Origin of the sequence: Veillonella parvula, from assembly GCF_945949885.1 — a bacterium.
Taxonomy (GTDB): domain Bacteria; phylum Bacillota; class Negativicutes; order Veillonellales; family Veillonellaceae; genus Veillonella; species Veillonella parvula_B.
This window is the reverse complement of record NZ_CAMFFZ010000029.1, coordinates 1-25,881: the sequence shown is the minus strand read 5'-3', so window position 1 is coordinate 25,881 and position 25,881 is coordinate 1. Positions and strand designations below refer to the sequence as shown.

The 25,881-nt window shown below is 40.2% G+C and carries 23 protein-coding genes and 2 pseudogenes; all 25 read left to right on the top strand.

The genetic code is table 11. The features are described 5' to 3' along the window. The first annotated feature begins 485 nt into the window (after positions 1 to 485). The 25 genes and pseudogenes from ilvD to Q7O55_RS08155 all read left to right on the top strand — a co-directional run bounded on the left by ilvD (position 486) and on the right by Q7O55_RS08155 (position 25,153). Complete coding sequence (gene ilvD / locus Q7O55_RS08275) at positions 486 to 2,156, top strand: dihydroxy-acid dehydratase (protein WP_303929688.1); 1,671 nt, start codon at positions 486 to 488, stop codon at positions 2,154 to 2,156. A gap of 42 nt (positions 2,157 to 2,198) precedes the next feature. After that, the gene (gene ilvA, locus Q7O55_RS08270; protein WP_303929686.1) at positions 2,199 to 3,422 is read left to right on the top strand and encodes a threonine ammonia-lyase; all 1,224 of its coding nucleotides are present in this window, start codon (positions 2,199 to 2,201) and stop codon (positions 3,420 to 3,422) included. Between the two features lie 18 nt (positions 3,423 to 3,440). Then, positions 3,441 to 5,150 carry a biosynthetic-type acetolactate synthase large subunit gene (ilvB, locus tag Q7O55_RS08265; protein ID WP_303929684.1) on the top strand — a complete coding sequence of 570 codons (1,710 nt, stop codon included), beginning with the start codon at positions 3,441 to 3,443 and terminating at the stop codon, positions 5,148 to 5,150. Next, on the top strand, positions 5,150 to 5,638 hold the full coding sequence (gene ilvN / locus Q7O55_RS08260; protein ID WP_004695208.1) for an acetolactate synthase small subunit: 489 nt from the start codon (positions 5,150 to 5,152) through the stop codon (positions 5,636 to 5,638). The genes ilvB and ilvN overlap by 1 nt, the downstream gene beginning before the upstream one ends. Before the next feature lie 11 nt (positions 5,639 to 5,649). Continuing rightward, entirely contained in the window at positions 5,650 to 6,435 is a 786-nt protein-coding gene (locus tag Q7O55_RS08255; protein ID WP_303929681.1) for an ABC transporter ATP-binding protein, read from the top strand. Between the two features lie 141 nt (positions 6,436 to 6,576). After that, on the top strand, positions 6,577 to 7,584 hold the full coding sequence (gene ilvC / locus Q7O55_RS08250; RefSeq protein ID WP_303929679.1) for a ketol-acid reductoisomerase: 1,008 nt from the start codon (positions 6,577 to 6,579) through the stop codon (positions 7,582 to 7,584). Positions 7,585 to 7,755: 171 nt separating this feature from the next. After that, positions 7,756 to 8,036 (top strand): annotated as a pseudogene (locus Q7O55_RS08245) (DUF3290 family protein). Positions 8,037 to 8,048: 12 nt separating this feature from the next. Further along, positions 8,049 to 8,766: pseudogene (locus Q7O55_RS08240) on the top strand (DUF421 domain-containing protein). Between the two features lie 120 nt (positions 8,767 to 8,886). Then, positions 8,887 to 10,614 (top strand): radical SAM protein, encoded by a 1,728-nt coding sequence (locus Q7O55_RS08235; RefSeq protein ID WP_303929675.1) that lies wholly within the window; start codon positions 8,887 to 8,889, stop codon positions 10,612 to 10,614. Positions 10,615 to 10,623: 9 nt separating this feature from the next. Further along, complete coding sequence (locus Q7O55_RS08230) at positions 10,624 to 11,478, top strand: polyphenol oxidase family protein (protein WP_303929673.1); 855 nt, start codon at positions 10,624 to 10,626, stop codon at positions 11,476 to 11,478. Between the two features lie 176 nt (positions 11,479 to 11,654). After that, entirely contained in the window at positions 11,655 to 12,341 is a 687-nt protein-coding gene (locus Q7O55_RS08225) for a YggS family pyridoxal phosphate-dependent enzyme (RefSeq protein WP_004695221.1), read from the top strand. Positions 12,342 to 12,394: 53 nt separating this feature from the next. Beyond that, entirely contained in the window at positions 12,395 to 12,892 is a 498-nt protein-coding gene (locus tag Q7O55_RS08220) for a cell division protein SepF (protein WP_004695224.1), read from the top strand. A 26-nt stretch (positions 12,893 to 12,918) separates the two neighbouring features. Beyond that, positions 12,919 to 13,713 carry a pyrroline-5-carboxylate reductase gene (gene proC / locus Q7O55_RS08215; protein ID WP_303929672.1) on the top strand — a complete coding sequence of 265 codons (795 nt, stop codon included), beginning with the start codon at positions 12,919 to 12,921 and terminating at the stop codon, positions 13,711 to 13,713. Between the two features lie 2 nt (positions 13,714 to 13,715). After that, positions 13,716 to 14,501, top strand: a complete 786-nt coding sequence (locus Q7O55_RS08210) for an RNA-binding protein (protein ID WP_303929670.1) — start codon at positions 13,716 to 13,718, stop codon at positions 14,499 to 14,501. A 57-nt stretch (positions 14,502 to 14,558) separates the two neighbouring features. Further along, positions 14,559 to 15,206, top strand: a complete 648-nt coding sequence (locus Q7O55_RS08205) for a bifunctional precorrin-2 dehydrogenase/sirohydrochlorin ferrochelatase (protein WP_303929669.1) — start codon at positions 14,559 to 14,561, stop codon at positions 15,204 to 15,206. Continuing rightward, positions 15,175 to 16,446, top strand: a complete 1,272-nt coding sequence (gene hemA / locus Q7O55_RS08200; protein WP_303929668.1) for a glutamyl-tRNA reductase — start codon at positions 15,175 to 15,177, stop codon at positions 16,444 to 16,446. The genes Q7O55_RS08205 and hemA overlap by 32 nt, the downstream gene beginning before the upstream one ends. A gap of 4 nt (positions 16,447 to 16,450) precedes the next feature. After that, positions 16,451 to 17,389, top strand: a complete 939-nt coding sequence (gene hemC / locus Q7O55_RS08195; RefSeq protein ID WP_004695234.1) for a hydroxymethylbilane synthase — start codon at positions 16,451 to 16,453, stop codon at positions 17,387 to 17,389. Next, entirely contained in the window at positions 17,386 to 18,894 is a 1,509-nt protein-coding gene (gene cobA / locus Q7O55_RS08190) for a uroporphyrinogen-III C-methyltransferase (RefSeq protein WP_303929667.1), read from the top strand. Before hemC ends, cobA begins: the two co-directional genes overlap by 4 nt. 9 nt (positions 18,895 to 18,903) lie before the next feature. Further along, a complete protein-coding gene (hemB, locus tag Q7O55_RS08185) occupies positions 18,904 to 19,878 on the top strand; it encodes a porphobilinogen synthase (RefSeq protein ID WP_195394853.1) in 975 nt (324 codons plus the stop codon). Between the two features lie 9 nt (positions 19,879 to 19,887). Further along, entirely contained in the window at positions 19,888 to 21,192 is a 1,305-nt protein-coding gene (gene hemL / locus Q7O55_RS08180; protein WP_303929665.1) for a glutamate-1-semialdehyde 2,1-aminomutase, read from the top strand. A gap of 46 nt (positions 21,193 to 21,238) precedes the next feature. Beyond that, complete coding sequence (locus Q7O55_RS08175) at positions 21,239 to 21,700, top strand: helix-turn-helix domain-containing protein (RefSeq protein WP_303929664.1); 462 nt, start codon at positions 21,239 to 21,241, stop codon at positions 21,698 to 21,700. A 298-nt stretch (positions 21,701 to 21,998) separates the two neighbouring features. After that, a complete protein-coding gene (locus Q7O55_RS08170) occupies positions 21,999 to 22,751 on the top strand; it encodes a hypothetical protein (protein WP_012864734.1) in 753 nt (250 codons plus the stop codon). 155 nt (positions 22,752 to 22,906) lie between these two features. Beyond that, positions 22,907 to 23,155: a hypothetical protein gene (locus tag Q7O55_RS08165; protein WP_012864733.1), complete on the top strand. Its 249-nt coding sequence runs from the start codon at positions 22,907 to 22,909 to the stop codon at positions 23,153 to 23,155. A 75-nt stretch (positions 23,156 to 23,230) separates the two neighbouring features. Beyond that, positions 23,231 to 23,995, top strand: coding sequence for a DUF3969 domain-containing protein (locus Q7O55_RS08160; protein WP_303929662.1), 765 nt, complete (start codon positions 23,231 to 23,233; stop codon positions 23,993 to 23,995). A 270-nt stretch (positions 23,996 to 24,265) separates the two neighbouring features. Then, positions 24,266 to 25,153, top strand: a complete 888-nt coding sequence (locus Q7O55_RS08155) for an immunity protein YezG family protein (RefSeq protein WP_303929661.1) — start codon at positions 24,266 to 24,268, stop codon at positions 25,151 to 25,153. Positions 25,154 to 25,881: the final 728 nt, after the last annotated feature.

The following is a 25,881-nucleotide window of genomic DNA, read 5'->3' as shown; positions in this document are numbered from 1 at the left end:
TTTTTATACCTTACTAGGTTTGCTATAGTTTTTGGGTATGGTGAACTTCATAAAAAAACTATGATGAATCTATAGAATTTATTGTGAATTATCTTGCGCGGGATAATATAACGTGTTATTATTATTCCGTGATTATTATTACAGAATATTTTAGGAGGAAACATGTTAGGTTTAGTCATTAGCTTATTGATTATTGCGCTAGTCGTGATTATTAATGACATTCGAATTATGAACAACAACTTAACACGTTTTTGTCTTAGAAGTTCCGCGAATGGTTTAATATACAATCAATAAGATTTGACTATATGGTTTGTTTCTTATGTGTATATTTTCCAAGGGGTACATAGGATTATTTATGTATATAGGAATTCTGTAAACAAAAGGAATATCATTTGTAAACTTTTAAGACGATTCATTGGAATCGTCTTTTTTTATGCGTCGTGAAAGCTGTCCAAGTGGATGCTTTCAAAAGTGAGGAGATTAACATGAGTTGTAGAAGTGACAATTTGAAAACAGGCGTAGCACGTGCACCACACAGATCTTTATTAAAAGCTCTGGGTTTTGTTGATGAAGAAATGGGTAGACCAGTCATCGGTATTGCCAACTCTTTCAATGAAATCATCCCTGGTCACGTAGGCCTGAAAAATATTGTACAAGCCGTAAAAGACGGTATCCGCAACGCAGGTGGTGTGCCAATCGAATTCAATACTATCGGTATTTGTGACGGTTTGGCAATGAACCACATCGGCATGAAATACTCCTTGGTTACACGCAATATCATTGCTGACTCCATCGAAGCTACTGCTATGGCTACACCATTTGATGCGATGGTATTCATTCCAAATTGTGATAAGGTAGTGCCAGGCATGTTGATTGCAGCTGCTCGCCTTAATATTCCATCTGTATTCGTATCTGGTGGGGCTATGCTCGCAGGTGTACATAAAGGTAAAAAAATTGGTTTGTCCGACGTATTCGAAGCCGTAGGCAAACATCAAACTGGTGAAATGGATGATGCTGAGTTAGCTGATATCGAAAATACGGCATGTCCTACATGTGGTTCTTGCTCTGGTATGTATACGGCAAATACAATGAATTGTTTAACAGAAGCTCTCGGTATGGGCCTTCCTGGCAATGGTACAATCCCAGCGGTATATTCTGAACGTTTGCGTTTAGCTAAGTTAGCTGGTATGCAAGCGGTAGAGGTATTAAAAGCAAACCTTCGCCCTAAAGATATTATGACTCGTGAAGCCTTTGAAAATGCGGTAGCTCTTGATATGGCTTTGGGTGGCTCCTCTAATACGGCGCTTCATTTACCGGCTATTGCTCACGAAGCAGGTGTACCACTATCCTTAGACGATTTCGATCGCATCGCCCAAAATACACCTCAATTATCTAAATTATCTCCATCTGGCGTATATTTCATCGAAGACTTGTACGCTGCAGGTGGTGTATCTGCGGTGTTGAAACGTTTAGCAGAAAATGGTCGCCTTCATACAGGTTGCAAAACTGTTGCTCTTAAAACACAAGGTGAAATTGCAGCGGCAGCTCATGTTGTGGATGAAGATGTTATTCACCCATGGGATAATCCAGTACATGAAACTGGTGGTATCGCCGTTCTTAAAGGTAACCTTGCTGTAGATGGTTCCGTTGTAAAAGCCGGTGCCGTAGATGCAGATATGCTTGTTCATTCTGGTCCAGCAAAGGTATTCAACAGTGAAGAAGAAGCGGTTGAAGCTATCACAGGCGGTAAAATCGTAAAAGGTGATGTTGTAGTTATCCGCTACGAAGGACCTAAAGGCGGCCCTGGTATGCGCGAAATGTTGACACCAACATCTATGATTGCTGGTATGGGTCTCGATAAAGATGTAGCATTGTTGACAGATGGACGCTTCTCTGGTGCTACTCGTGGTGCATCCATCGGACATGTATCTCCAGAAGCAGCTGCAGGCGGTACCATTGCTATCGTTGAAAATGGTGATATTATCAACATCGATATTCCAAACGGTAAATTGGAACTAGCTGTATCTGATGATGAAATCGCTCGTCGTAAAGCTGCATTGAAACCGTTCAAATCCAATGTAACTGGTTATCTTAAAAAATACGCTCTTCACGTATCCTCTGCTGCACAAGGTGCTATCGAAGTATTTGAAGACTAATATTAGACTTTCATTTAATACTAACTAGAGGAGATAGTGTACATGCACAAATTATATGATTTTATGGAGGCTCGAGAGCGATTAAGCACAATCACGGTGAAAACGAAATTGCTTCACAGCGATGTGTTCTCCGACGAGTGTGGCAATGATGTATACATCAAGCCAGAAAACTTGCAAATAACAGGCTCTTTTAAGGTTCGTGGAGCTTATAATAAAATTGCAAAACTAACAGAAGAAGAAAAGGCGCGCGGTGTTATCGCTGCGTCTGCTGGTAATCATGCACAAGGCGTGGCCCTTGCTGCGAAACGCCTTGGTATTAAGGCCACTATCGTTATGCCAAAGCATACGCCTCTTATAAAGGTTAATGCAACAAAACAGTACGGCGCAGATGTCGTATTACATGGTGAAATCTATGATGAAGCTTGCCAAAAAGCGATGGAACTCCAACAAGAACATGGTTATGTGTTCGTCCATCCCTTCGATGATGAAGATGTAATTGAAGGGCAAGGAACAATTGCTCTCGAGGTTCTCGATGAACTTCCTGATGCAGATGTATTGCTTGTTCCTGTTGGGGGCGGTGGTATCGTATCTGGTATTGCGGCAGCGGCAAAGTTAAAAAATCCGCGCGTTAAGATTATTGGTGTAGAGCCTGAAGGTGCCGCAAGTGCAATCGCTGCATTAAAGGCTGATCATCCGGTACCTCTCGATGAAGTGGCGACGATTGCTGATGGTACGGCAGTACGTCAAATTGGGGAAACTACATTAGAATATATCAAACAATATGTAGATGAAATTATTACCGTTTCTGATTATGAATTGATGGAAGCATTTTTATTGCTTGTTGAAAAACATAAGTTAGTAGCAGAAAATTCCGGTATTTTACCACTCGCTGGTCTTAAGAAATTAGAGTGCCGCGATAAAAAGGTGGTAGCTATCGTCAGCGGTGGTAATATCGACGTACTTACTATATCGTCCATGATTAATAAAGGTCTCGTATTGCGTGGTCGTATCTTTACCTTCTCCGTTAACCTTCCTGATAAACCAGGCCAGTTAGTGGCTGTATCTCAAATGTTAGCCGATGCAGATGCAAATGTTATTAAACTCGACCATAATCAGTTCAAAAACCTTGATCGTTTCCATGAAGTGGAATTGCAAGTAACGGTAGAAACAAATGGTGAAGAGCACATCCAACACATTATTGATACTTTCAAACATAATGGCTACATTATTAAACGTTTAAATTCCAGCGAGATATTGTCTGAATAGCTGGGTGAAAGGTTTCCTATGAGCGCAGAAACAATCAATGGGGCACGCATTGTCCTTGAAACATTGCATCGCCTTGGTGTAACCGATATGTTCGGCTATCCAGGCGGCGCGGTAATTCCAATTTATGATGAAATATATAGTTTCCCTGAAATTAAACATTACTTTGTTCGCCATGAACAAGGTGCTGCACATGCGGCAGATGGCTATGCTCGCGTATCTGGTCGCGTAGGTGTATGTCTTGCTACGTCTGGTCCTGGCGCAACGAATCTTGTGACAGGTATTATGACTGCGTACATGGATTCCGTACCTATGGTGGCCATTACTGGTCAGGTTGGACGGCCCTTTATCGGTAAGGACTCCTTTCAAGAGGCGGATATCCAAGGTATTACGATGCCTATAACCAAGCATAACTATCTTGTTCAAGATATTCATGATTTGCCTCGCATCATTAAAGAGGCGTACTTTATTGCTGGTACAGGTCGCCCAGGCCCTGTACTCATCGATATTCCAAAGGATATTCAAACAGAAAAAATATCCATGGCGGAATACAACAAATTGTACGAAGTACCTATTCATCTTGAAGGCTATGATCCAACCTATAAAGGTCATCAAGGTCAAATCAAAAAAGCAGCTACTCTCATCAAAAACGCAAAGCGCCCACTTATCATTGCTGGGGCAGGTGTATTGAAGTCTGGCGCTATGGATGAGCTTAAAGAATTAGCTGAAAAGGCTCAAATCCCGGTGACGAATACATTAGTTGGTCTTGGTGGCTTCCCAGGAGATCACGAATTGGCTCTTGGCATGGTTGGTATGCACGGTTCTGTAGCCGCTAATAATAGTACAGATGAGGCAGATCTCGTGATTGCTGCAGGGATTCGTTTCCATGACCGCATCACAGGCCATCCAGATTTCTTCTGTAAAAAAGCTAAAATCATCCATATTGATATCGACCCAGCTGAAATTGATAAGAATGTTACAATCAACGTGCCTATCGTAGGGGATTTAAAACAGGTATTAACGGAGCTTAATGCTCTTGTAGAACCTACAACTCATGAAGCGTGGCTTGAGCAAATCCGAGAATGGCAAGCGGAATACCCTATGGTAATCCCTGAGTCTAAAAATGGTGTATTACATGCACAATATGTGTTATCTGAGCTTAATAAAATTGCCAAGGATGATGCCATAATCGTAAGTGATGTAGGCCAACATCAAATGTGGGCGGCTCAATTCTTAACTCATAAAAAACCTCATACTATCGTTACCTCTGGCGGTGCGGGTACCATGGGGTATGGCTTGCCAGCGGCTATCGGTGCTCAAGTAGGGGCACCTAAGAAACAAGTTATCCTCGTTGTCGGTGATGGCGGGTTCCAAATGACTTGTGAAGAGCTCATGATGGTACGCCAATATAATTTGCCAATTAAGATTATTATCATTAACAATGGTTATCTTGGTATGGTTCGTCAATGGCAAGAAATCTTCAATGATAGACGCTACTCCTATGTAGATTTGGAAGTGAGTCCGAACTTCTTGAAACTCGCAGATGCATTTGACTTGAAAGCAGCTCGTCTAGATAATGTTGAAACTTTCAATAAAGAATTTAAATCATACATTACATCGGATGAAAGCATTGTCTTGGACTGTCGCGTTGAACGAGAGGATAATGTATTACCAATGATTCCAGCAGGCGGCACGATAAGCGGTATGATGGGGAAGAAAGGGGTGCTATAATGGCGAAAGAACATCAAGTCTTAATCATTGCAAAAAATGCACCGGGTATTGGTACACGTATTTTGGCACTCTTTAACCGTCGTGGCTTTAACGTTACAAAAATGACATCTGGCATTACAAATCAGCCAGGTTATGCACGTATTACTATTACTGTAGAGGCCGATGACCGAATTCTCGATCAAGTGCAAAAACAAATCTACAAGCTTATCGATGTTGTTAAGGTTAAAGTGTTTGAAGATCATGATGTGGTATGCCGTGAGTTAATGCTTATCAAGGTAAAAGCATCTGCTTCTACAAGATCACAAATTGTACAGATTGCCGATGTATATCGTGGTAATGTGTTAGATATTTCTCCTACATCTATGATCATTGAAGTCATTGGCAGTGTAGAAAAATTACGTGGCTTCATTCAAATTATGGAAACTTATGGTATTCTTGAAATTGCCAAAACAGGTATCACCGCTATGAGTCGCGGAGAAAAAATGTAGGAGCTGATAACGTGGGGCGTGAATTACTCCATTATGAAAATGTCTGCTTTCGCCGTGATGGTAGACCTATTTTAGATAATGTAAATTGGCATATAGAGGACGGTGAACATTGGGCCTTATTAGGGCTTAATGGGGCTGGTAAATCAACGCTACTCAGCATGATACCTGCTTATCAAATTCCCACAACGGGTACTTTACGTGTGTTTGGCAAGGAATTTGGTAAATATGCGTGGCCCAAAATCAAGGCTAGACTAGGCTTTGTTAGCTCTGCGCTTGGACAATTTCAGTCAACCTTGGATAAACAAGTCGTTGAAGATATCGTTATTTCTGGTGCATTTAGTAGTATTGGTATATACCAAGAGGTAGCACCTGAGGTGCGCCAACGAGGTATGCAATTATTATCTGAATTTGGACTAGACTATTTGGAAGGTCATCGTTTTCGCACCTTATCTGCTGGCGAACAGCGGCGGATATTGTTAGCGAGGTCTATTATGGCAAATCCAGAATTATTGATTTTGGATGAGCCTTGCTCTGGTTTGGACTTACCAGCGAAGGAGCAGTTTTTACGCACCGTATCTACTTTGGTAGCTGCGCAGCAGACACCGATTATCTATGTGTCACATCAAATTGAAGAGATACTACCGTTTATTACTCATGTAGCTATCTTGCGAGAGGGCAAGATGATTCATGCAGGTCCTAAACACAAGGTACTAACTGATGATATTTTATCTGATGTCTTTGGACTTTCTGTACAAGTTGTATGGAAAAATGATCGTCCATGGGTGATGGTTCGGTAGTTATCAAATTTTTTTATCAGAGGCTTAAAACTTGGCTTACTGATAATAAATTAATGTACGCCACATCTTGCAAAAATTTGTTAGATTGTGTACAGTATATATAATCTATATTCTATTGAATATGTTTGGAGGTTGTCTAATATGGCAGGTAAAATTTTAGGTACTACAGTTTATTATGATGCAGATTGTAATTTAAGCAAATTGGAAGGCAAAAAAATTACAGTGTTAGGTTACGGTTCCCAAGGTCATGCTCATGCATTGAACTTGAAAGAAAATGGTATGGACGTAACAATTGGTCTTCGCGGTGGTTCTTCTAGCTGGAAAGCGGCTGAAGAAGCAGGTCTTACAGTAAAAGAAACTGCAGAAGCCGTTAAAGGCGCTGATATCGTTATGGTATTGATTCCAGACGAATTGCAAGCAGACGTATATGCACAAGATATTGCTCCAAACTTGAAACAAGGTGCGTACTTGGCATTTGCTCATGGCTTTAACATTCACTTTGGTAAAATCGTACCTCGTGAAGACATCAATGTATTCATGGTAGCTCCTAAAGGTCCTGGTCATTTAGTTCGTCGTACATATCAAGAAGGTTCTGGCGTTCCTTGCTTGTACGCTGTAGAAAAAGACCCATCTGGCGATACTGAAGAAGTAGCATTAGCATGGGCTTCTGGTATCGGTGGTGGCCGTTCTGGTATTTTGGAAACTAACTTCAAATCCGAAACTGAAACTGACCTCTTTGGTGAACAAGCTGTATTGTGCGGTGGTGTTACTGAGTTGATCAAAACTGGCTTTGAAGTATTAACTGAAGCTGGTTATGAACCTGTTAACGCTTACTTCGAATGCTTGCATGAAATGAAATTAATCGTAGATCTTATCTACGAAGGTGGCTTCCAAAAAATGCGCAACTCCATCTCCAACACTGCTGAATACGGCGATTACCATGCAGGTCCTCGCGTAATCACTGCAGATACTAAAAAAGCTATGGAACAAATCTTGGCGGATATTCAATCTGGTAAATTTGCTGATGAATTCTTAGCAGATTCTAAAAATGGTCAAAAATTCCTTAAAGAACATCGTGAAGCAGCTGCTAATCATCCAATTGAACCAGTTGGCGCAGAACTTCGCAACTTGATGAGCTGGTTAAAATAAGAGTATTATTTAGGTAATTTCTTGTTATATACTACACTATATTTACTGAAAGCGGTCCCTGTGGGGCCGCTTTTTTATCTGCTTAAATTTTTATAGACTTATATAGAGCTATATCGAAAAATTTGCAATAAAATATGATATAATAAAAACAATGTTTGAAAGGAGTGTAATATGGATTTTTACACATTAGCCTATGTTGAAAGTCAGGCTACGGCTAGTCAGACATGGGGATTTATTATAATTGTAGCGGTTCTATTAGCCTTACTCGTTCTGTGCCGAGTGACCAATTGGCGGTTAACTCCTTAAAGATTCGTAATGGTATGATTTTAAAAGTAAGTGATGCTTACTATGAGGTTCAATTTAATCCAGAATTTTCAACCTATACTATTACGCGTGTTTATAAGGTAAGCTCGACAGATCGAATTCATGATAAAGAGGATGCATTACAATAAGGCGGACCACATATGACAGAAGCTATGGCTGTCTATGGGATGGTCTTTGCAAAACTCGCCATCGGTCTCTTGGCGATTATTCTACAAATCAATTTAATGGGTAAGGGAAATTTAGCACCAACCTCAGCCTTAAATCAATTGCAAAACTACGTACTTGGTGGTATTATCGGTGCCATTATTTACAATGATCAAATTGGCATTTTACAGTTTATGTTAGTCCTTATTTTATGGACTATCCTCGTAATGACTCTTAAGTTTTTAAAAGGGAATCTTCGTATTTTTAAAGCAATTCTTGATGGTCATCCAGTTATAGTAATCGAAAAAGGTCATATTCTAACAGAAGAATGTATGCGTTATGGTATACAAGCGGCTGAACTTAAATTAAAACTTCGTGCTGCCGGTGTTCAATATGTTACGGATGTTAAGCGTGCCGTATTGGAGCAAAATGGACAGCTTAATGTAGTTCAATTCGGTGAAGATAATATTCGATTTGACCTTATCGATGATGGTCAAATTAATCAGTTTACCCTCGATGTAATTGAAAAAGATAGAGATTGGCTTGAACAAGAAATCCAAGCTCAAGGATACTCTGTTAAGGATATATATTGCAGAATATAAAGATGGAAAAGTTGTTGTATATCCTTATGAAAGAAAACATCGCCCACAAATTGTAAGCACTCTTAAAAGTAAGACCGCTCATACTAAGGATAAATTGAAATCTAAATTGTAATATCTATTGGTTTTTTATTATAGGCGAAATTAGTATTATGTAATTTTATAGATGTACAAATGATATGTAAAGTGTTATTAAGCCCACTATTCGTAGTGGGCTTATATAGAAAGGAAATTAGTGAATCGTAAAGATTTAATTGATCGATTACAAGAATTATATAAAGATGAAGACAGTCGGGTAACAGTAAATCCTCATGCAGGGCAAAAAGTAGCTATCGTTTATCCGAATACATACTTTGTGGGCATGAGTAATCTTGGACTTCATATCATTTATGAGGAAATCAATTTACGAAATGATAGCGTCTGCGAACGGATCTTCTTGCCTGAGAAAAAGGAATTAGAAGCTTACGATAAGACTAAGACTCCGCTTATGAGCGTTGAAACACAAAGGCCTATGCATCAATTTGATGTAGTTGCTTTTGATGTCACCTTTGAAATGGATTATTTCCATATTCCTTTGATGTTGCGCCATGGCCGTGTACCTATCATGGAAAAAGACCGTACCGAATTTGACCCTATCGTTATTGCAGGGGGCCCTTGTGCGACCTTTAACCCTGAGCCTTTTGCCGACTTTATCGATGCTTTCATCATCGGTGAAGGGGAAGGTATCGTCAGTCGCGTACTAGATATCATTCGAGATGGAAAAATGGAAGGCTTGGATCGTCACGCTATTTTACGTCAATTAGCGGATGTATCGGGTGTTTACGTACCATCCTTGTATGTGCCCATTTACAGTGAAGATGGTGAATTTAAAGGCTATGATATTGTTGAGGGCGTACCTAAGACGATTAAACGTCACTTTGAAATGCTCACCAGCGGTGGTGAAACGGTAGTGGCTACGAACTATACTGAATTTGGCGCTATGTATATCATAGAAGTAGCTCGTGGTTGTGGTCGTCACTGTCGCTTTTGTATGGCTGGGTATTGCTTCCGCGTACCTCGTGTACGTCCTTTGGACATTTTGAAAGAAGGCGTAGAGCGCGCAGAAAAACTAGGTAAAAAGGTAGGCCTAATGGGTGCTGCTATCTCAGACTATCCTGAGGTAGATGAACTCGTTAATTATATTCGCTCTAAAGATATGCGTTACTCTTGTGCATCCTTGCGTGCTGACTCGTTAACACAAGCCGTAGTGGATGGACTAGCAGACAGTGGACAAAAGACTATTACCATTGCGCCAGAAACGGGCAGTGAACGTTTGCGTCGCGTCATTAACAAGGGTATCAGTGAAGAGCATTTACAAAATGCAGCTACCTTATCTGCAAAGTCAGGTATTCAGCATATGCGCTTATATATTATGATTGGGCTGCCAACGGAAACCGATGAAGATATTGAGGCTATTGTAGGTCTTGCGGAAAGAACGCAGGCTCATATGGAAAAAGTAGGTTGTAAAGGTCGTTTAACGCTCAGCATTAATCCGTTTATTCCGAAACCTTTTACCCCGTTCCAATGGATGGCCATGGACAATCAAAAAGTAGTGGAGAAAAAGTTACAATATATAAAGAAAGCATTGCAAAAGAATCGCCGCATCGAGGTTCTCGTAGAGTCTCCTAAAGAGGCGTACATTCAAGGAGTTCTCGCTCGTGGAGATCGCCGCTTAGGTGCTGTTATTGCAGCATGTGCAGCCGATCGGGGCAGTAAATCTTTTAAGTCCGAAATGAAGGTTGCTGGCCTGGATATGGACGATATGAATTATCGCGAACGCAGTTTTGATGAATTCTTGCCGTGGAGCCATTTAGACATGGGGATGCAGGAGGGCTATCTTGAAATGGAATGGCAAAGATCCCTTGATGAAGCATATACACCTCCATGTGCAGCAGGTTGTAAACGCTGTGGTGTATGTAAATAGGAGTAATAGATGAATCAATCTGTAAAACGTATAGATGTGAAAGGTCCTCATGGTATATGGTCTTATGAGACGCCAAGCTGGAGTGAGCGATTTCCTATTGTTATGGGCGATACCTATCGTCATGGTGGCGTATCTAAAGCCCCTTATGAATCATTAAATCTAGCCTTTCATGTAGGCGATGAAGCTCAGAGTGTACGAGAAAATCGAGCTATTGTTGCGAAATATTTAGGTGTTGAACCAAACCGTATTTCTTGTGGCAATCAAGTCCATGGTTTAAAGGCTGTAGAAATCACAGAAGACCTTATTGGGGCCGGTGCTTTTGGAGAAGATACGGCCATCGATGATTGTGATGCGGTATTTACAAATCTACCTCATGTGCCATTATTTCTGTTCACTGCAGATTGCGTTGGCGTAGGCATTTACGATGCCAAACATCATGCGATTGCAACGGCACATGCAGGTTGGCGTGGTGCCATTGGCCGCTTACCAGTACTTACTATTGAGGCCATGAAAGAGGCTTATGGGACCGAGTTCAAAGATTGCTATATATATCTTGGGCCTAGTATTGGACCAGAGTCCTTTGAAGTAGATATAGAACTAGGTAAACGCTTTGAATTAGCCTGGAGAGATATGACAGACCGAGATTCATCTGATGTTGTCAATTATCCTGGTGATAAATTAGATAAGGCTTATATCAATTTATGGAACTTTATTGGTGAGGATCTCGTTGTAAATGGAGTTCCTCCAGAGCATATTACGATTGGTGGTACCGATAGTGTAACTGAAGTAGCTTGTTATTCCTATCGCCGAGAGGCTGGGCGAACAGGTCGTATGGCCTTATTTGCGATATTACAAGACCGATAAAATTCGACTTTCACAGGAATCATAATAAAGTATGATATTTTATGTATATACATGCTTGGATTTGTGGAGGGGATAAGCCTTAAATCATGTACATTTGACCTTAAATACTATATAATAAAATAGTCTATACGAATATATTTGATGATTATGATATATAGATTGAAGGGGGCATTCACGTGATTGAAGAATCCCTACACGCTATACAGCAGCGCATGGCCGATGCTATGGCGCGTGTTGGTCGCGTAGATACAGCATTATTAGTGGCGGTTACAAAGAACCACCCTGTGTCGGCTGTGGAAGAGGTCGCACGGCTCGGTGTCACTCATGTAGGGGAAAATCGAGTACAAGAGGCCAAAGAAAAACAGCTAACCTATAAGGGGCCACAATTAACATGGCATTTGATTGGTCATTTACAGGTCAATAAGGTGCGCCAAGCGGTCCCTATGTTTGATTTAATTCATTCTGTAGACAGCCGTAAATTATTAGATGAAATCGAAAAGGTTGCTGCAAAGCACGATAAAATACAAGATGTGTTACTGCAAGTCAATGTGGCCCGCGAAGCTTCTAAAACGGGAATGACCGTCGAAGAGTTTCCAGAAATACGAGATTATGCAAAAACATTGCCTCATGTACGCGTAAGGGGCTTGATGTGTATGGCGCCATTTTTCGATGATCCACAGGAAGCTCGTCCAATCTTTCGCGTAGCGAATGCTTTGTTTGAGGATATGAAACGCTACTTTGAAGAAGGGCAGATTCAATATTTATCTATGGGGATGACTCACGACTTTGAGGTCGCTTTGGAAGAAGGGGCTAACATCGTTCGTGTAGGCACAGCAATTTTTGGGGAACGTGTATATTATTAAGGTTCGGGTTACCTGATAATCGGAAGCGTTAATTGTATTAGGAGGAAATCCAAATGGCATTGGGAGATTATTTAGACAAAGCAAAAAACTTATTCTTAGGCAGAACTGATGATGACTATGAATATGATGATTACGAATACGAAGATGAAGAGGAATACGAAGCTGAACCTACCCCGGTAGCAACAGCGGCTCCCGTGTCCGGCGCATCTGAATTTCATCCACGCAAGGTAGGAGGTCAATCTACGATGACACAACGTCCAACAGCTATGAAAGTAGTTGTAATTGAACCAAAAGTATTTGAAGATTCTGAAAATATTACACATCAATTGCGCGACATGCGTCCTGTATTAATCAATTTTGAAAATACAGACCCTCATGAAGCAGCTCGTATTGTAGATTTCGTATCTGGTGCGACCTATGCATTGGATGGCAAATTGGAAAAAGTAGGTAAAGACATTTTCATGTGTGTACCTGTAAATATTTCCATTGATTATAATGACAATGAAAGCAACACAACTGAGCAAAACGAATATTCTTGGGAAAACAAATAATCTCTCTATAAATGGTGGTGATAACTATGTTAGGTAAAATCCTATGTATAGGCGTTGGCTCAATGGGGGGCGCTCTATTGCGCGGTGCATTACAGCATGGTGTGTTGAAAGCCTGTGATACACACATTCTAGTGCGTCGCGAAGAACAATGTAAGGCTCTTGCAGAGGAGCTTGGTGTAGTAGGTTTTACTACATTGCCTAATGTAAACGAGTACAACACTATTCTATTGGCTGTAAAACCACAAGTGTTACCATCTGTGTTAGAGACTTTAAAAGAAGTACCTTATGGGACTGTTATGATTTCCGTTGCCGCAGGCGTCACATTAGATACTCTTGATGCGGCGATTCCACAAGCTAACTGGTTTAGAGCTATGCCAAATACACCGGCTTCTATTGGTGCTGGCATGACGGCACTTGCTGGAGATGATGTGAATACTGACCTAGGTCGTACTGTACAAGCCTTATTTGAGGCTGTAGGTGAGGTAGCAGTGGTAAGCGAAGCCGATTTAGATCGCTTAGGCGCACTATCTGGCGCGGGCCCTGGCTATATGTTCGTTATCCTTGATGCTTTAGCTGATGCGGGCGTTCGTATTGGTTTACCACGTCAGCTAGCCATAAAAGCAGCTGCTCAAACGATGTACGGTGCTGGTAAGATGGCTCTTGAAAGTGGCAATCATCCAGCAGTACTACGAGATCAAGTGACCAGTCCCGGTGGCACTACCATTGCCGGTATTGGTGCCATGGAAAAAGGTGGACTTCGCAGTGCTCTCCAAGACGGCGTAGTAGCATGTCTTGCTCGGTCGAATGAATTGGGGAAATAATTTTGGCAGATACTAGTAAATTAATAAGATATTTTGAAGCCAGTGGCAGCGGTGAGGAAGCTCGTCGCATGCTTGACTTGGCTGAGCAGGTTGTTAAAGGTCGCCCCTATCGCGTGGCGGATTTTACGAGTCCTGCAGGCCTTGTCATTGCAGATGCTATCAAGGCTAACTACCCACAGTTAACAGTTAAAACTGACGGTGGCTATGAAGGGGCGGAACGTATCCGTATCGCCTTTGTAGATAGCGACTTTAACGGTACCGTGGACATGGGCATTCGCGCCCTTAAGGTAAATTGGGACCCACGGTTCCGATTGCTTACCCATCGCGATGTGCTGGGCTCCTTGATGGGCCTTGGCATTGATCGCTCCAAATTTGGGGACGTTATCGTCCAGCAAGGGGGTGCTCAGATTATGGTGGATGAAAGCGTGGCTGATTTCGTAATTCAAAACTTTACGAAAATTGCTATGGTTTCTGTATCTGTAGAGGCTATTGAGTTATCAGATATTGCATCAAAAGAAGAAAAAATTAAAGAAGTCCGCACTACAGTCGCTTCCTTGCGCTTAGATGCGGTAGCAAGCTCTGGCTTTAGTGTATCTCGCACTAAATTGGTGAATGCTATCAATGCGGGCTTATTACAAGTAAACTGGCAACCAGCTAAGGGGGCATCCCAAGAGGTTAAAGAAGGGGATGTCATTTCCATGCGTGGTCGTGGCCGAATGAAGGTAGAAGCTATTACAGGTACCTCTCGTAAAGGGCGTATCGGCGTATACCTGAAACGATTTATGTAGGCAGTTGAAAATCGGCTTGACCATCAAGCCGATTTTTTTATATATAGTAGGACAGCCATGGTATCCATAACATTTCAACCTACAACTGAAGATATAATCCTATTCGTAGGCGGCGGAGAAGTAGCGGAACGACGGATGCAACTCTTTATTGACGAGCCTTGCCAAATTGTCGTTATCGCTCCAACTGTAACGGATACGATTAGCCAATGGGCAAAGGAAAATCGCATCACTTGGTGTGATCGGGCTTTCACAATGGACGACGAAGAGCATATTATTTCGAGTAGGTTGCTGTTTATCTGCACAGATAATCATGAACTAAATGCTACCTTGTATGAGCTAGGAAAAAAACATCGCGTGTGGACCAACCGCAGTGATGATCCGAGCGCGTGTAGCTTTACTGTGCCGTCATCCCTTGAACTCGGCGATCTTCATATTGCTATTAGTGCCAATAATGTAGGACCTCGTATCAATCGTCTCGTACGACAAGATATGATGAATCGTTATGGTCAGTTGCAAAAGGCTATGCCTAGACTTAAAATATTTAGAGAAGAAGTAAAGTTACTACTTCCTACTCCAGAGGCTCGACAGAAATTTTGGCGAGACAATCTGACGGTAGAAACATTTGAAGCCATTCTTAAGGGAGAGTGGATGATTATAGAGGAGAAACTAAACCATGCAATTAGTGGTATTAGGTCTAAATCATAGAAGTGCCGCTGTAGAGGTGCGTGAACGTTTCTCGTTTGATAAAGACGAGGTAGTTGCCGCACTAAACCGCCTCTATGAATTTGACTGTATCTCAGAATGCGTTATATTATCCACCTGTAATAGAACGGAAATTTATGCTGCTTTAGAAGGTGTAGAATTCCCGAAGGATTACATGTTGGCAGTGTTAAAGGATTTAAAAGGAGCAGATCATATCGATGCAGATGCATTCTTCTTCTACGAAGAACGAGATTGTATTGAGCATCTATTCCGTGTTTCTGCTAGTCTTGATTCCCTTGTGTTGGGGGAAGGCCAAATCTTGAGCCAATTAAAAGGGGCTTATATTCAGGCTTATAGCGCAGGCTGTACGGGAACAATTTTTAATATTTTATTCCAACGGGCTATTAGCGTTGGTAAAAAGGTACGTACTAATACGGGCATTGCTAATACGCCTGTATCTGTTAGTTACACGGCGGTCAATCTTGCGGAGGACAGTTTAGATAAGCCATTATCCGAAGCTACAGTACTTATTTTGGGTGCTGGTACGATGAGTGAATTGACAGCTACTCATTTACAAGCGAAGGGTGTAAAAACGATTTTCGTATCTAATAGAACCTTTGCTAAGGCTGAAATGTTAGCGGAACGCTTTAATGGTAAAGCTGTTAAGCTTGATAACTTTGTAGAGTATGCTAAAGATGCGGATATTCTTATCACATCTACAGGGGCACCGCATTATATTATTACTGAAAAAGAAGCGAAGAAAATTACGACTCTTCGCAAGGGTGAACCAATCGTTATGATCGATATAGCGGTACCTCGTGATATCGATCCTGCGGTGGCAGATTTGGACGGTATTTACCTATTTAATATTGACTCTCTTGAAAGTGTAGTAGAAGAAAATAAGGCGCAGCGCGAAGAAGAAGCTCGTCGTGCGGAGCCTATTATTCATGATGCTATTGAAGAGTTATTGGATAAGTTGAGCTATTTAACAGTGCGTCCTATGATGGCATTGCTCACGGAAAAGGCTGAGCGTATTCGCCGTCGTGAATTACATCGCGCATTAGCTAAATTGCCAGATATTTCCGATAAGGAACGCCGCATTATGGACTCTATGAGTCGCATGATTATCCGCAAAATATTGCGTGAACCGATGATTCACTTCAATGAAATCGCTGGTACAGAGGAAGAAGGCTTGTACTGGGATTTATTCAAAGATATGTTTAATCTTGAGAAAGAAGGCTAATGCCATGAGAGATCATATTCGAATCGGCACGCGAAAAAGTGCCCTTGCCCTGTGGCAGGCTGAACATATTAGTGCAGAATTACAACGTCTGTACCCAAATATTACGGTAGAACTGGTTCACTTTAATACAAAAGGTGACCGTATCCTAGAGAAACCACTGGCTCAAGTTGGTGGTAAAGGTTTATTTACTGCTGAATTAGAAGAGGCTATGCATGCAGGCGACATCGACATCGCCGTACATAGCTTAAAGGATATGCCTACAGAGTTGCCAGAAGGACTTACTCTTGGTGCCATCTCCGCTCGTGAAGTGCCTTATGATGCACTAGTGAGTCCCGTGTATAAAACACTAGACAAATTGCCACAAGGCGCTCGCGTTGGCACTAGTAGTTTACGCCGGCAAGCACAGCTATTACATGTCCGACCTGACCTAAAGGTAGAGGTGATTCGCGGTAATGTGCAGACTCGTTTGAGCAAAATTGAAACGGAAAAGCTAGACGGTGTTATCTTGGCTCAAGCAGGCCTTAAGCGATTGGGTTTAGAAGACCAAATTACACAAGTCTTCAAGGCCGACGAAATGATTCCTGCCGTTGGACAAGGGGCACTCGCTATCGAGTGTCGTGCCGACGATACGGAAATGCTTGACATGTTGGATCCTATCAACGACGAAGCAACGCGCTATGCCGTTGAAGGGGAGCGCAGTTTCTTGCGTCAATTAAATGGTGGTTGTCAAGTGCCAATGGGCGTACATGGCACCATCAATAAAGGTCAATTGACTTTGAAGGCTATGATTGCATCCCTCGATGGAAAAACTGTGTACGAAGGGGAAATCTCTGGTCCCGCTAAAAAAGGCGAGATCCTTGGTAAAAATCTTGCAAAAGCCTTATATGAAGAAGGGGGCAAACGTATTGTGGATGCTCTCATAGAGGAAGGAATCATAAAATGACAGGTATGGTATATCTAATCGGTGCAGGCCCTGGCGATGTTAAACTCATCACTGTAAAAGGCCGTGAATGCATCGAAAAAGCAGATGTAATTGTATATGATTATTTAGCGGATGCTCATCTGTTAGAGTGGGCGCGCCCAGATGCAGAATTAATTTACGCTGGTAAACAATGTAAAGATCACACAATGCATCAATGGGAAATCAATGAGCTATTAGTCCAAAAAGGTAAAGAAGGCAAAATCGTAGCACGATTAAAAGGCGGAGATCCGCTCGTATTCGGTCGCGGTGGTGAAGAAGCGATGGCTCTTGGTGAAGCAGGTGTGCCTTTTGAGTTCGTACCAGGCGTAACATCTCCTATCGCAGCGCCTGCCTATGCAGGGATTCCTGTAACACAACGCGCTATGGCGACATCCTTTGCGGTGGTAACAGGTCATGAGGATCCTACAAAAGCAGTATCTGGCATCCATTGGGAAGGCCTTGCTACGGCGGTAGATACACTTTGCTTTGTAATGGGTGTTGGTAACTTGCCTGTCATTGCGGAAAAATTGATGGCTCATGGGCGAGCAGCCTCTACACCAGTAGCGCTTGTTCGGTGGGGAACAAAAACAGTACAAGAGGTATTAGTTTCTACCCTTGAACATGTCGTTGAAGATGTAGCAAAGGCTCAATTGAAAGCGCCAGCTATCATCGTAGTAGGTGATGTTGTCAACCTTCGTGAAAAATTACAATGGTTCGATAATAAACCTTTATTCGGTAAAACTGTCGTAGTCACACGCGCTCGCTCCCAAGCAAGTGCATTCCGCGAAAAATTAGCGGCTCAAGGTGCTAATGTAGTGGAAGCAGCAGCCATAAAAACATCTCCATTGGAATTGTTTGAGGAAGATAAACGCATCATCAACAATACAAAAGAATACCAATGTATTGTATTCACATCTGGTGAAGGGGTTCGCTACTTCTTCGATGCTCTATATAAAGAAGGCAAAGATACACGTGCTTTAGGTAATTCTAAAGTGGCGGCTATAGGCTGTGCTACGGCTCGTGAACTTCAAAAATATGGCATCGTACCGGATATCATTCCTGTAGACTACAAGGCTGAATCTGCTGTAGAGGCTCTTGAAGAAGAACTCAATGCAGGGGATTCTGTGTTATTGATTCAACCAAAGGTAGCACGCGATGTGATTCCACGTTGCTTGCGTCACCGCGATATGAATGTAGATATCTTGCGTTTGTATGAAACGACACAAGATACATCTCAACAAGAAGCATTAGTAACAGCGTTAACAGAAGGCAATGTAGATTATATTACCTTCACAAGCTCTTCTACGGTAACAAATACAATCCAATTATTGGGTGACGATGCTATAGCGTTATTGGGGAATACTAAAATAGCATGTATTGGACCTATTACAGCTGCTACGGCTATGAGTGCAGGCCTTAAACCGGCTATCATCAGCGATGTATATACAACAGATGGCTTAGTAAACGCTATCGTAAAGGATATTTAGGAGGATCACATGTACGATCTAACATACCGTCCTCGCCGCTTGCGTATCAATCCAGAAATGCGTGATTTGGTACGCGAAACGACACTCGACGTAACTGATTTGATTTATCCATTATTTATCGTGCCTGGTGAAGGTATTAAAAAAGAAATCGACACATTGCCAGGTCAATATCACTTGTCTGTTGACGAGGCTGTGAAAGTAGCTCAAGAGGCTTATGATCTTGGTGTGCGTGGTGTAGAAATCTTTGGTATTCCTACATATAAAGATGAGCAAGGTTCCTCTGCTTGGGATATGTCCCAACCAGTACAACAAGCCATCAAAGCCATCCGCGAAGCCGTGCCAAATCTCTTGGTTATTTCTGACGTATGCTTGTGCCAATATACCTCTACTGGTCACTGTGGCATGATCGATGACCATGAAATATTGAACGACGAAACATTACCATTGCTTTGTAAAGTTGCGGTAAGCCAAGCAGAAGCTGGTGCACATATGGTGGCTCCATCCGATATGATGGACGGTCGCGTAGGTGCTATTCGTGAAGCCCTTGATGCGGCAGGTTATACCAATGTATCTATCATGAGCTATGCGGCAAAATACGCATCTGCTTACTATGGTCCGTTCCGCGGAGCTGTTAATTCTGCGCCAAAATTTGGTGACCGCAAATCTTATCAAATGGACCCGGCTAATCGTTTAGAAGCTTTCAGAGAAATCGAACTCGATATCGCTGAAGGTGCGGATATTATCATGATTAAACCGGCGTTATCCTACTTGGATATCGTTCGTGAAGCGCGTGACCGTTATGAATTGCCGGTTGCGGTATACAATGTATCTGGCGAGTATGCGATGGTTAAATCCGCCGCAGCGGCTGGTCTTATCGACGAAGAACGCCTCGTTATGGAAACAATGCTTTCCATGAAGCGTGCTGGTGCTAAAATCATCATTACCTACCATGCCTTAGATATTGCTAAATGGTTACAACAATAAGGAGGAACTATGTTCCAACTCGGTAAATCTGAAAAGGCCTTTGATGAGGCTAAACGTTATATGCCAGGCGGCGTAAATAGCCCTGTTCGCTCCTATCGCAGCGTAGGATCTAACCCTCCGTTTATCAGCAGTGCCAGCGGCAGCCGTATTTATGATATCGATAACAACGAATATATCGACTATGTGTTGAGCTGGGGACCTATGATCTTGGGCCATGCGAACCCTGAAGTCATCGCGAGCCTGCAAGAGGCTATTCCTCGCGGTACTAGCTACGGTGCACCTACACTATTAGAAACAGAATTGGCTAAAAAGATACAAGCCTTCATGCCATCTATGGAGGTTATCCGCCTCGTAAACTCTGGTACAGAGGCTACGATGAGTGCCTTGCGCGTAGCTCGTGGGTATACTGGTCGCGATCGCATCGTGAAATTTGTGGGCTGTTACCATGGTCATAGCGATGCTCTCTTGGTGAAAGCTGGCTCTGGCCTTGCTACCTTTGGCGTGCCGGATAGCCCTGGCGTTCCTCAAGGCGTAGCAGAGAATACCATAACATTACCGTACAATGATTCTGATGCGGTTCGTAAATTATTCGACGAGATCGGCGATACTATTGCGGCGATCATCGTGGAACCTGTAGCAGGTAATATGGGCTGTGTGCCTCCAGTACCAGGTTTCCTCGAAACCTTGCGCGAAGTGACTAAGGCTCACGGCGCTGTGTTGATCTTTGACGAAGTTATGTGTGGCTTCCGCGCTAGTAGTGGGGGTGCCCAAAAGCGTTACAAGATTAAACCAGACCTCACATGCCTTGGAAAAATCGTTGGCGGTGGCATGCCACTCGCTGTATTCGGTGGCTCTCGTGAGATTATGAACCAAATTGCACCAGCTGGTCCTATCTACCAAGCTGGTACATTGAGTGGTAACCCAATTGCCGTTACCTCTGGTTTGGCAACGCTTTCCATTCTGCAACGTGATCCAACGGTATTTAAACAAGTAGAAGATACGACGATTGCCCTTTGTGAAGGCTTTGAAAGATTGGCGGCACAATACAATGTGCCTGTTGTAGTACAGCGTGTAGGCTCTATGTTTACCATCTTCTTCACTGACAAACCAGTTAAGAACTTTGATGATGCGGCAGCTTGCAACGAAGAACAATTTAAAATGTTCTTCCACCATAACTTGAGCCATGGTATTTACTATGCGCCAAGCCCTTATGAAAGTAATTTCGTATCTATCTGCCACAAGAGCAGTGAAGTGGAACGCACATTAGCCGTTGCTGATGAAGCTTTCAAAAAAATCAGTGATACATTATTATAAGAAGTTATAGTTTGTAGTTGTTTATGTATCGATACAGGTGATGAACATGCAGTTTTACAAGAACTTAAAGCGTGCTCGCGTGCGCATGGGCAAAAGCCAAATCGAAGTAGCAAAGGCCGTAGGTATCAGTAATGCGGCGCTTTCAAATTACGAAACAGGGTATCGCGAACCAGATTTAGATACACTCTGTGCCCTGTCTCGCTATTATGGATTGACCTTGGATGAGCTGTTGGATGTAAATGGAGAAGAACACGAGCCCATCTATGACCTCAGTCCTGTACTAAAAAATAAATACATCGCCTATAAAGGTGAAGTATTCGAGTTGAAAGACTCACAAAAACGCGCGCTTTTGCGCGAGCTCGATAATCTATTTACTAAATTTGAGAAATCAAAGGTAGAAGATAAAGGTAGCAAGCCAAAGACGTACAAACATGGGAACCCACATATCAATCGAGCGGGCCTAGCTAGCAGCGCTGGTAGCTTAGCGGCACGACGGAATATAAAGTAGTGCTATACTACATTGTAGACCGAGTGGGACATGTTTATTTGAACAATTTAATTAACTTAATTATAAAAAGTACCATCTATTTGGGGAGCTAAACGACACATAAGTCGTCCCTAGATAGATGGTGCTTTTTTTTGCCGTATATAACAAAATATTCTTTGGTGGTATACGCTAGTTTAACATATAATTGAATTACAGAAGGGGAATAAATATTTATTAATTAGATATGATATTTGATATTATTAAAAGATGTTGGTGTTTTGTATGAAGCTATTTGATTATATAGCTTAGGTAGTTTGGTATGAAAAAAATTTGTTCTTTAATACTGATTGTTATAGCAATTATTAGTACCACTATTTATCAGTATTATTATCACGATGGTTCTCCTAATAATATAGTTATTCTGGATGAGTCCCATGAATTAGTAGATACATCAATTAAAGAAACCGTCTCTAGTCGTATTTTAGCCGTATATCTTGATGAGCCTTACTATTATTATTTAGGCTATGATGGAATCGGTCGATATGATATTAGAAATCACATGTTAGATGTTCTAGAATTTGAAATTTACGGTGATGAGACTGGCAAGCATAAAATTAATTATTCAAGATCTAAGATGATTGTTAATAAGAAATCTAAGTTAGAAGCTTTTTCAAAAGAGACTTTAGATAACTTTGAAAAAATGCTGATGAACTCAGAACGTGGTGCTAAATATTATAATAAACGATGGTATCATTCAGGCTATGAAGCCACATTTCTCGACTTAGATAAGCATCTAATTATTACAAATGACGTAAGAGGAATAAAAGAGACTCCTACTAAAATCTTAATATTTAATGTTAGTGGTTTTATTATCATTGATAAAGAAACAAATAATATACAAGTATATTTTGATGAAAGTATTGCTGGTAAAAAGGTTAGAGACTCTTTAATTACTATGTTGAAATATAACTATGGCGATTATCTAACCATATTAAATAGTCTTGATGAAATTGGGAAAGACGAACGGACCATCTTGTTACAATTAAGAGATAATTATGTTAATAAAAAGTAGTAATATATTATATTTATATTCATAATATTGTGTAGTAAAAATTGAGAGTACTTTAACGAGTTGATTTGATGGAGTTGTTAGTTTTGAAAAAGATAGGAATGTAAATATTCTATTTAGTATGTATTATCTTAATTATAAGGAGATTTAGTAGATCGATGGAGTTCTTTGATTCTTTTTTGAATTTATATGATACAAATTATGAGGTTAAAGGTACAATTCAGGCTATAGGATTTTTAATTGCATTTATTTGTATTCCTGAGTTGATTGGTAATCATGATAGTATAGAATCTTTTACTTCAGCTAAGCCTATAGTGAGATGTGTAGTAAGGATTATTTTGAGTATCTTCTTATTTTTTGCAATATTTACTTTGTTGGGTTTGCTGATGGATAATGGACTATTATAATTCACTAAGTAAAACGGGTTAATGATGAACGTATAGATTTTAAGCTAGAATAAATTAGTGGATAGAGGTATAAATATGATCTATTTTAAAAGTAAAAAAAGCTTAGATACATTTTTAATGGTCTTTATATTGGGTGCTGTTAAGGCATATAGACGAAATTATATTGACTTGACCATTTTAGAATATTACATATTTAGTATGTTAATTCGATTAATGTGTAGAAAAGCACATCTGTCCGATAAACTGTTAAATATAATTGGTGATGGGATGAGTTTAGAGGATGTTGATGAGTGGATGGCTCGTAGAATCCCTATACCAGCATTAAATGATACGTTAGATGATATTGAATGCAGTAGTTGGATTGCTTTAATAGAACGGGAGTTAGAGGGTAATACTTTATCTGAAGCGTTAAAGATTTCTACACATGATGAAAAGAAGTTCGGTATCTATTTCTTTACCGATTATGTAGAGGAGATATTTTGGGCGTTGTTTTTGTTAGGATTGTATGAAGTCTTACAAAAACCTGAATTCATTTCTGAATCAATCTTAAGTTGTATTAAACAGACCTATTTGTCTGAAATATATACGTGTGAACGTATTCAGAATGAAGATCTTCAAGCATGTATTTCCAATTTACAGGAGATAGCGGATACTAATATATCCGGGCAATTAAGTAAAGATTTAATTACTATGAAAGCAAAATTAGCATCATTACAGATATTATTACCATTTTATGATGTGAGTTTTGACAAGTTAAAAACAGGCATTGATTTAAAAGCTACTAAAGGGATGTTTTGGCAGATTAAAGTTTCAGGGGAGTTTATAGACTTAGGATTATAGATTCTAGAAGATTTTTAAGTTGTATATATACTTATGATTATTATTTAAGAAAACTAAGCTAGAAGACTTTTCAAAAGAGGCTTTATATAACGTTAGAAAAATGCTAATGAACTCAGACCATGATGCTAAATACTAACAATAATCGCTGGTATTATTTAGGTTATGACCTAACATTTCTTGATTTAGATAAACATCGAATCATTACTAATGATGATGTAAGAGGAATAGAAGATTTTCTGACGAAATTCCTAATAATTAATGTGAGGATATATGGATATATATATTAATAAAATAAGAGATATACTTATTGATTGTATGCCAATACATTGGTATAAGTGTTATTTGTTTTTTGAATGTACAGAATCAGGTATGAGTTCGGCTTGTTATTATGTAAAAACTCCGGCAGGTTCAATCATTAGTTATGGAGATTTATTATATAATTGTAGTGATGAAAAAGTAAAATCTATAAAAGCTGGGACTAGTGAGATTTTGACGTATGTACGTTTACTTCATGAAGCCTCTATAGAACAATGGACGTGGGGAACAATGTATATTTCACGCGATGATTATGAGCCCCATTGTGAATTTCATAATGATCCTGTAACTGACGATTGTTGGCTCCAAAATAGATATAAGTGGGAATATCAGAATTTTGGTGTTCTAGCTAGAGAAGATGAATTTGAGCCGGATGTATATAAAGAAATGCTAAAAGGTCCTCGAGGTATTTTATTATTGGAGGATATGGAATCTCGTATATTAGCAAAAAATTATACTGCCATCGATAAGGCGTTTAAGTTAAAGCATAAAAGCTTAGAATCGGAACTTGAAAAACATTATAATAAAGTGGCCAAAAGTATATACAAGTTAACGCCTCTAAATTGGTATCGTGCTAAATTATATTTTGATATGAATGTTGATAATCCTTCTGTAGAGCTTTTGGTTTATAAAACTGAGGATGATTCATGTATTACAAAGTATGTAGAAAATAATGATGAAGAGCCTGCTATTATTTCGGAGCTTATGTATGATTTAAAGAATGAAGTTTTAGCGATGATTGAGACTTTTAAATTCTATAATCAAAAGCCATTCTCTGGTTTAGTATATACATTAACATCTAATGGTGAGGTATCTTTAGAGCTAACTTATGGAGATAAATAATTTTAAGTTTGTTGATGAAATTGATTGGATAAGCTTTTACGCATCTGTTCATTAGGCATTCGGAATCGATGAGTGGCAAACTATACTACAAAGAGTTAACTAATAGGATTGACTCTGATATTAGTGATATTGATGAGGTAAGAGGGAAAATTAGGGATGAAATTTAAAACAATTTATTCTGTTATTTGGTACACATTCATAGGTTGTTTTTTCGTATGGCTAATTTGTGGATTAGGCTATAAGTTTTTGTTTAATGATACTGTTGAGCAGTCTAGAATGGAACTGACACAAGCTTTAAATGTAGCTTTTCCGCGAGAACACTATAAATTGATGGAGATGTATATGATCCGAACAGAAGAAATCTATTATCTATAGGTGTATCAATAAGTATAAAGAAAGATTCACTACATAGAGATATAAAATCAATAAAGCCCTTAAATGGGGAATGGATTTTAGTTAACCAAACTAAGTCTCTTTATGTATATGAAAATGAATCATATAGAGTATATGTAACAAAGAATTCAGAGAATGATGGATATCTTGTACTGTTAGCACGTAACAATTGGCTAGAAATCTTGCATTTATAATTTTATTACTTTAAATGGAGCTATATATGAAGATTGGTCTTTCATTATTTTTATTATGTATATATTGTCTATATTTTATTAAGAACCTTAAATTGCAATATGAAATTGAACAGTATCCAAATCTACAATTTTATTAACTTC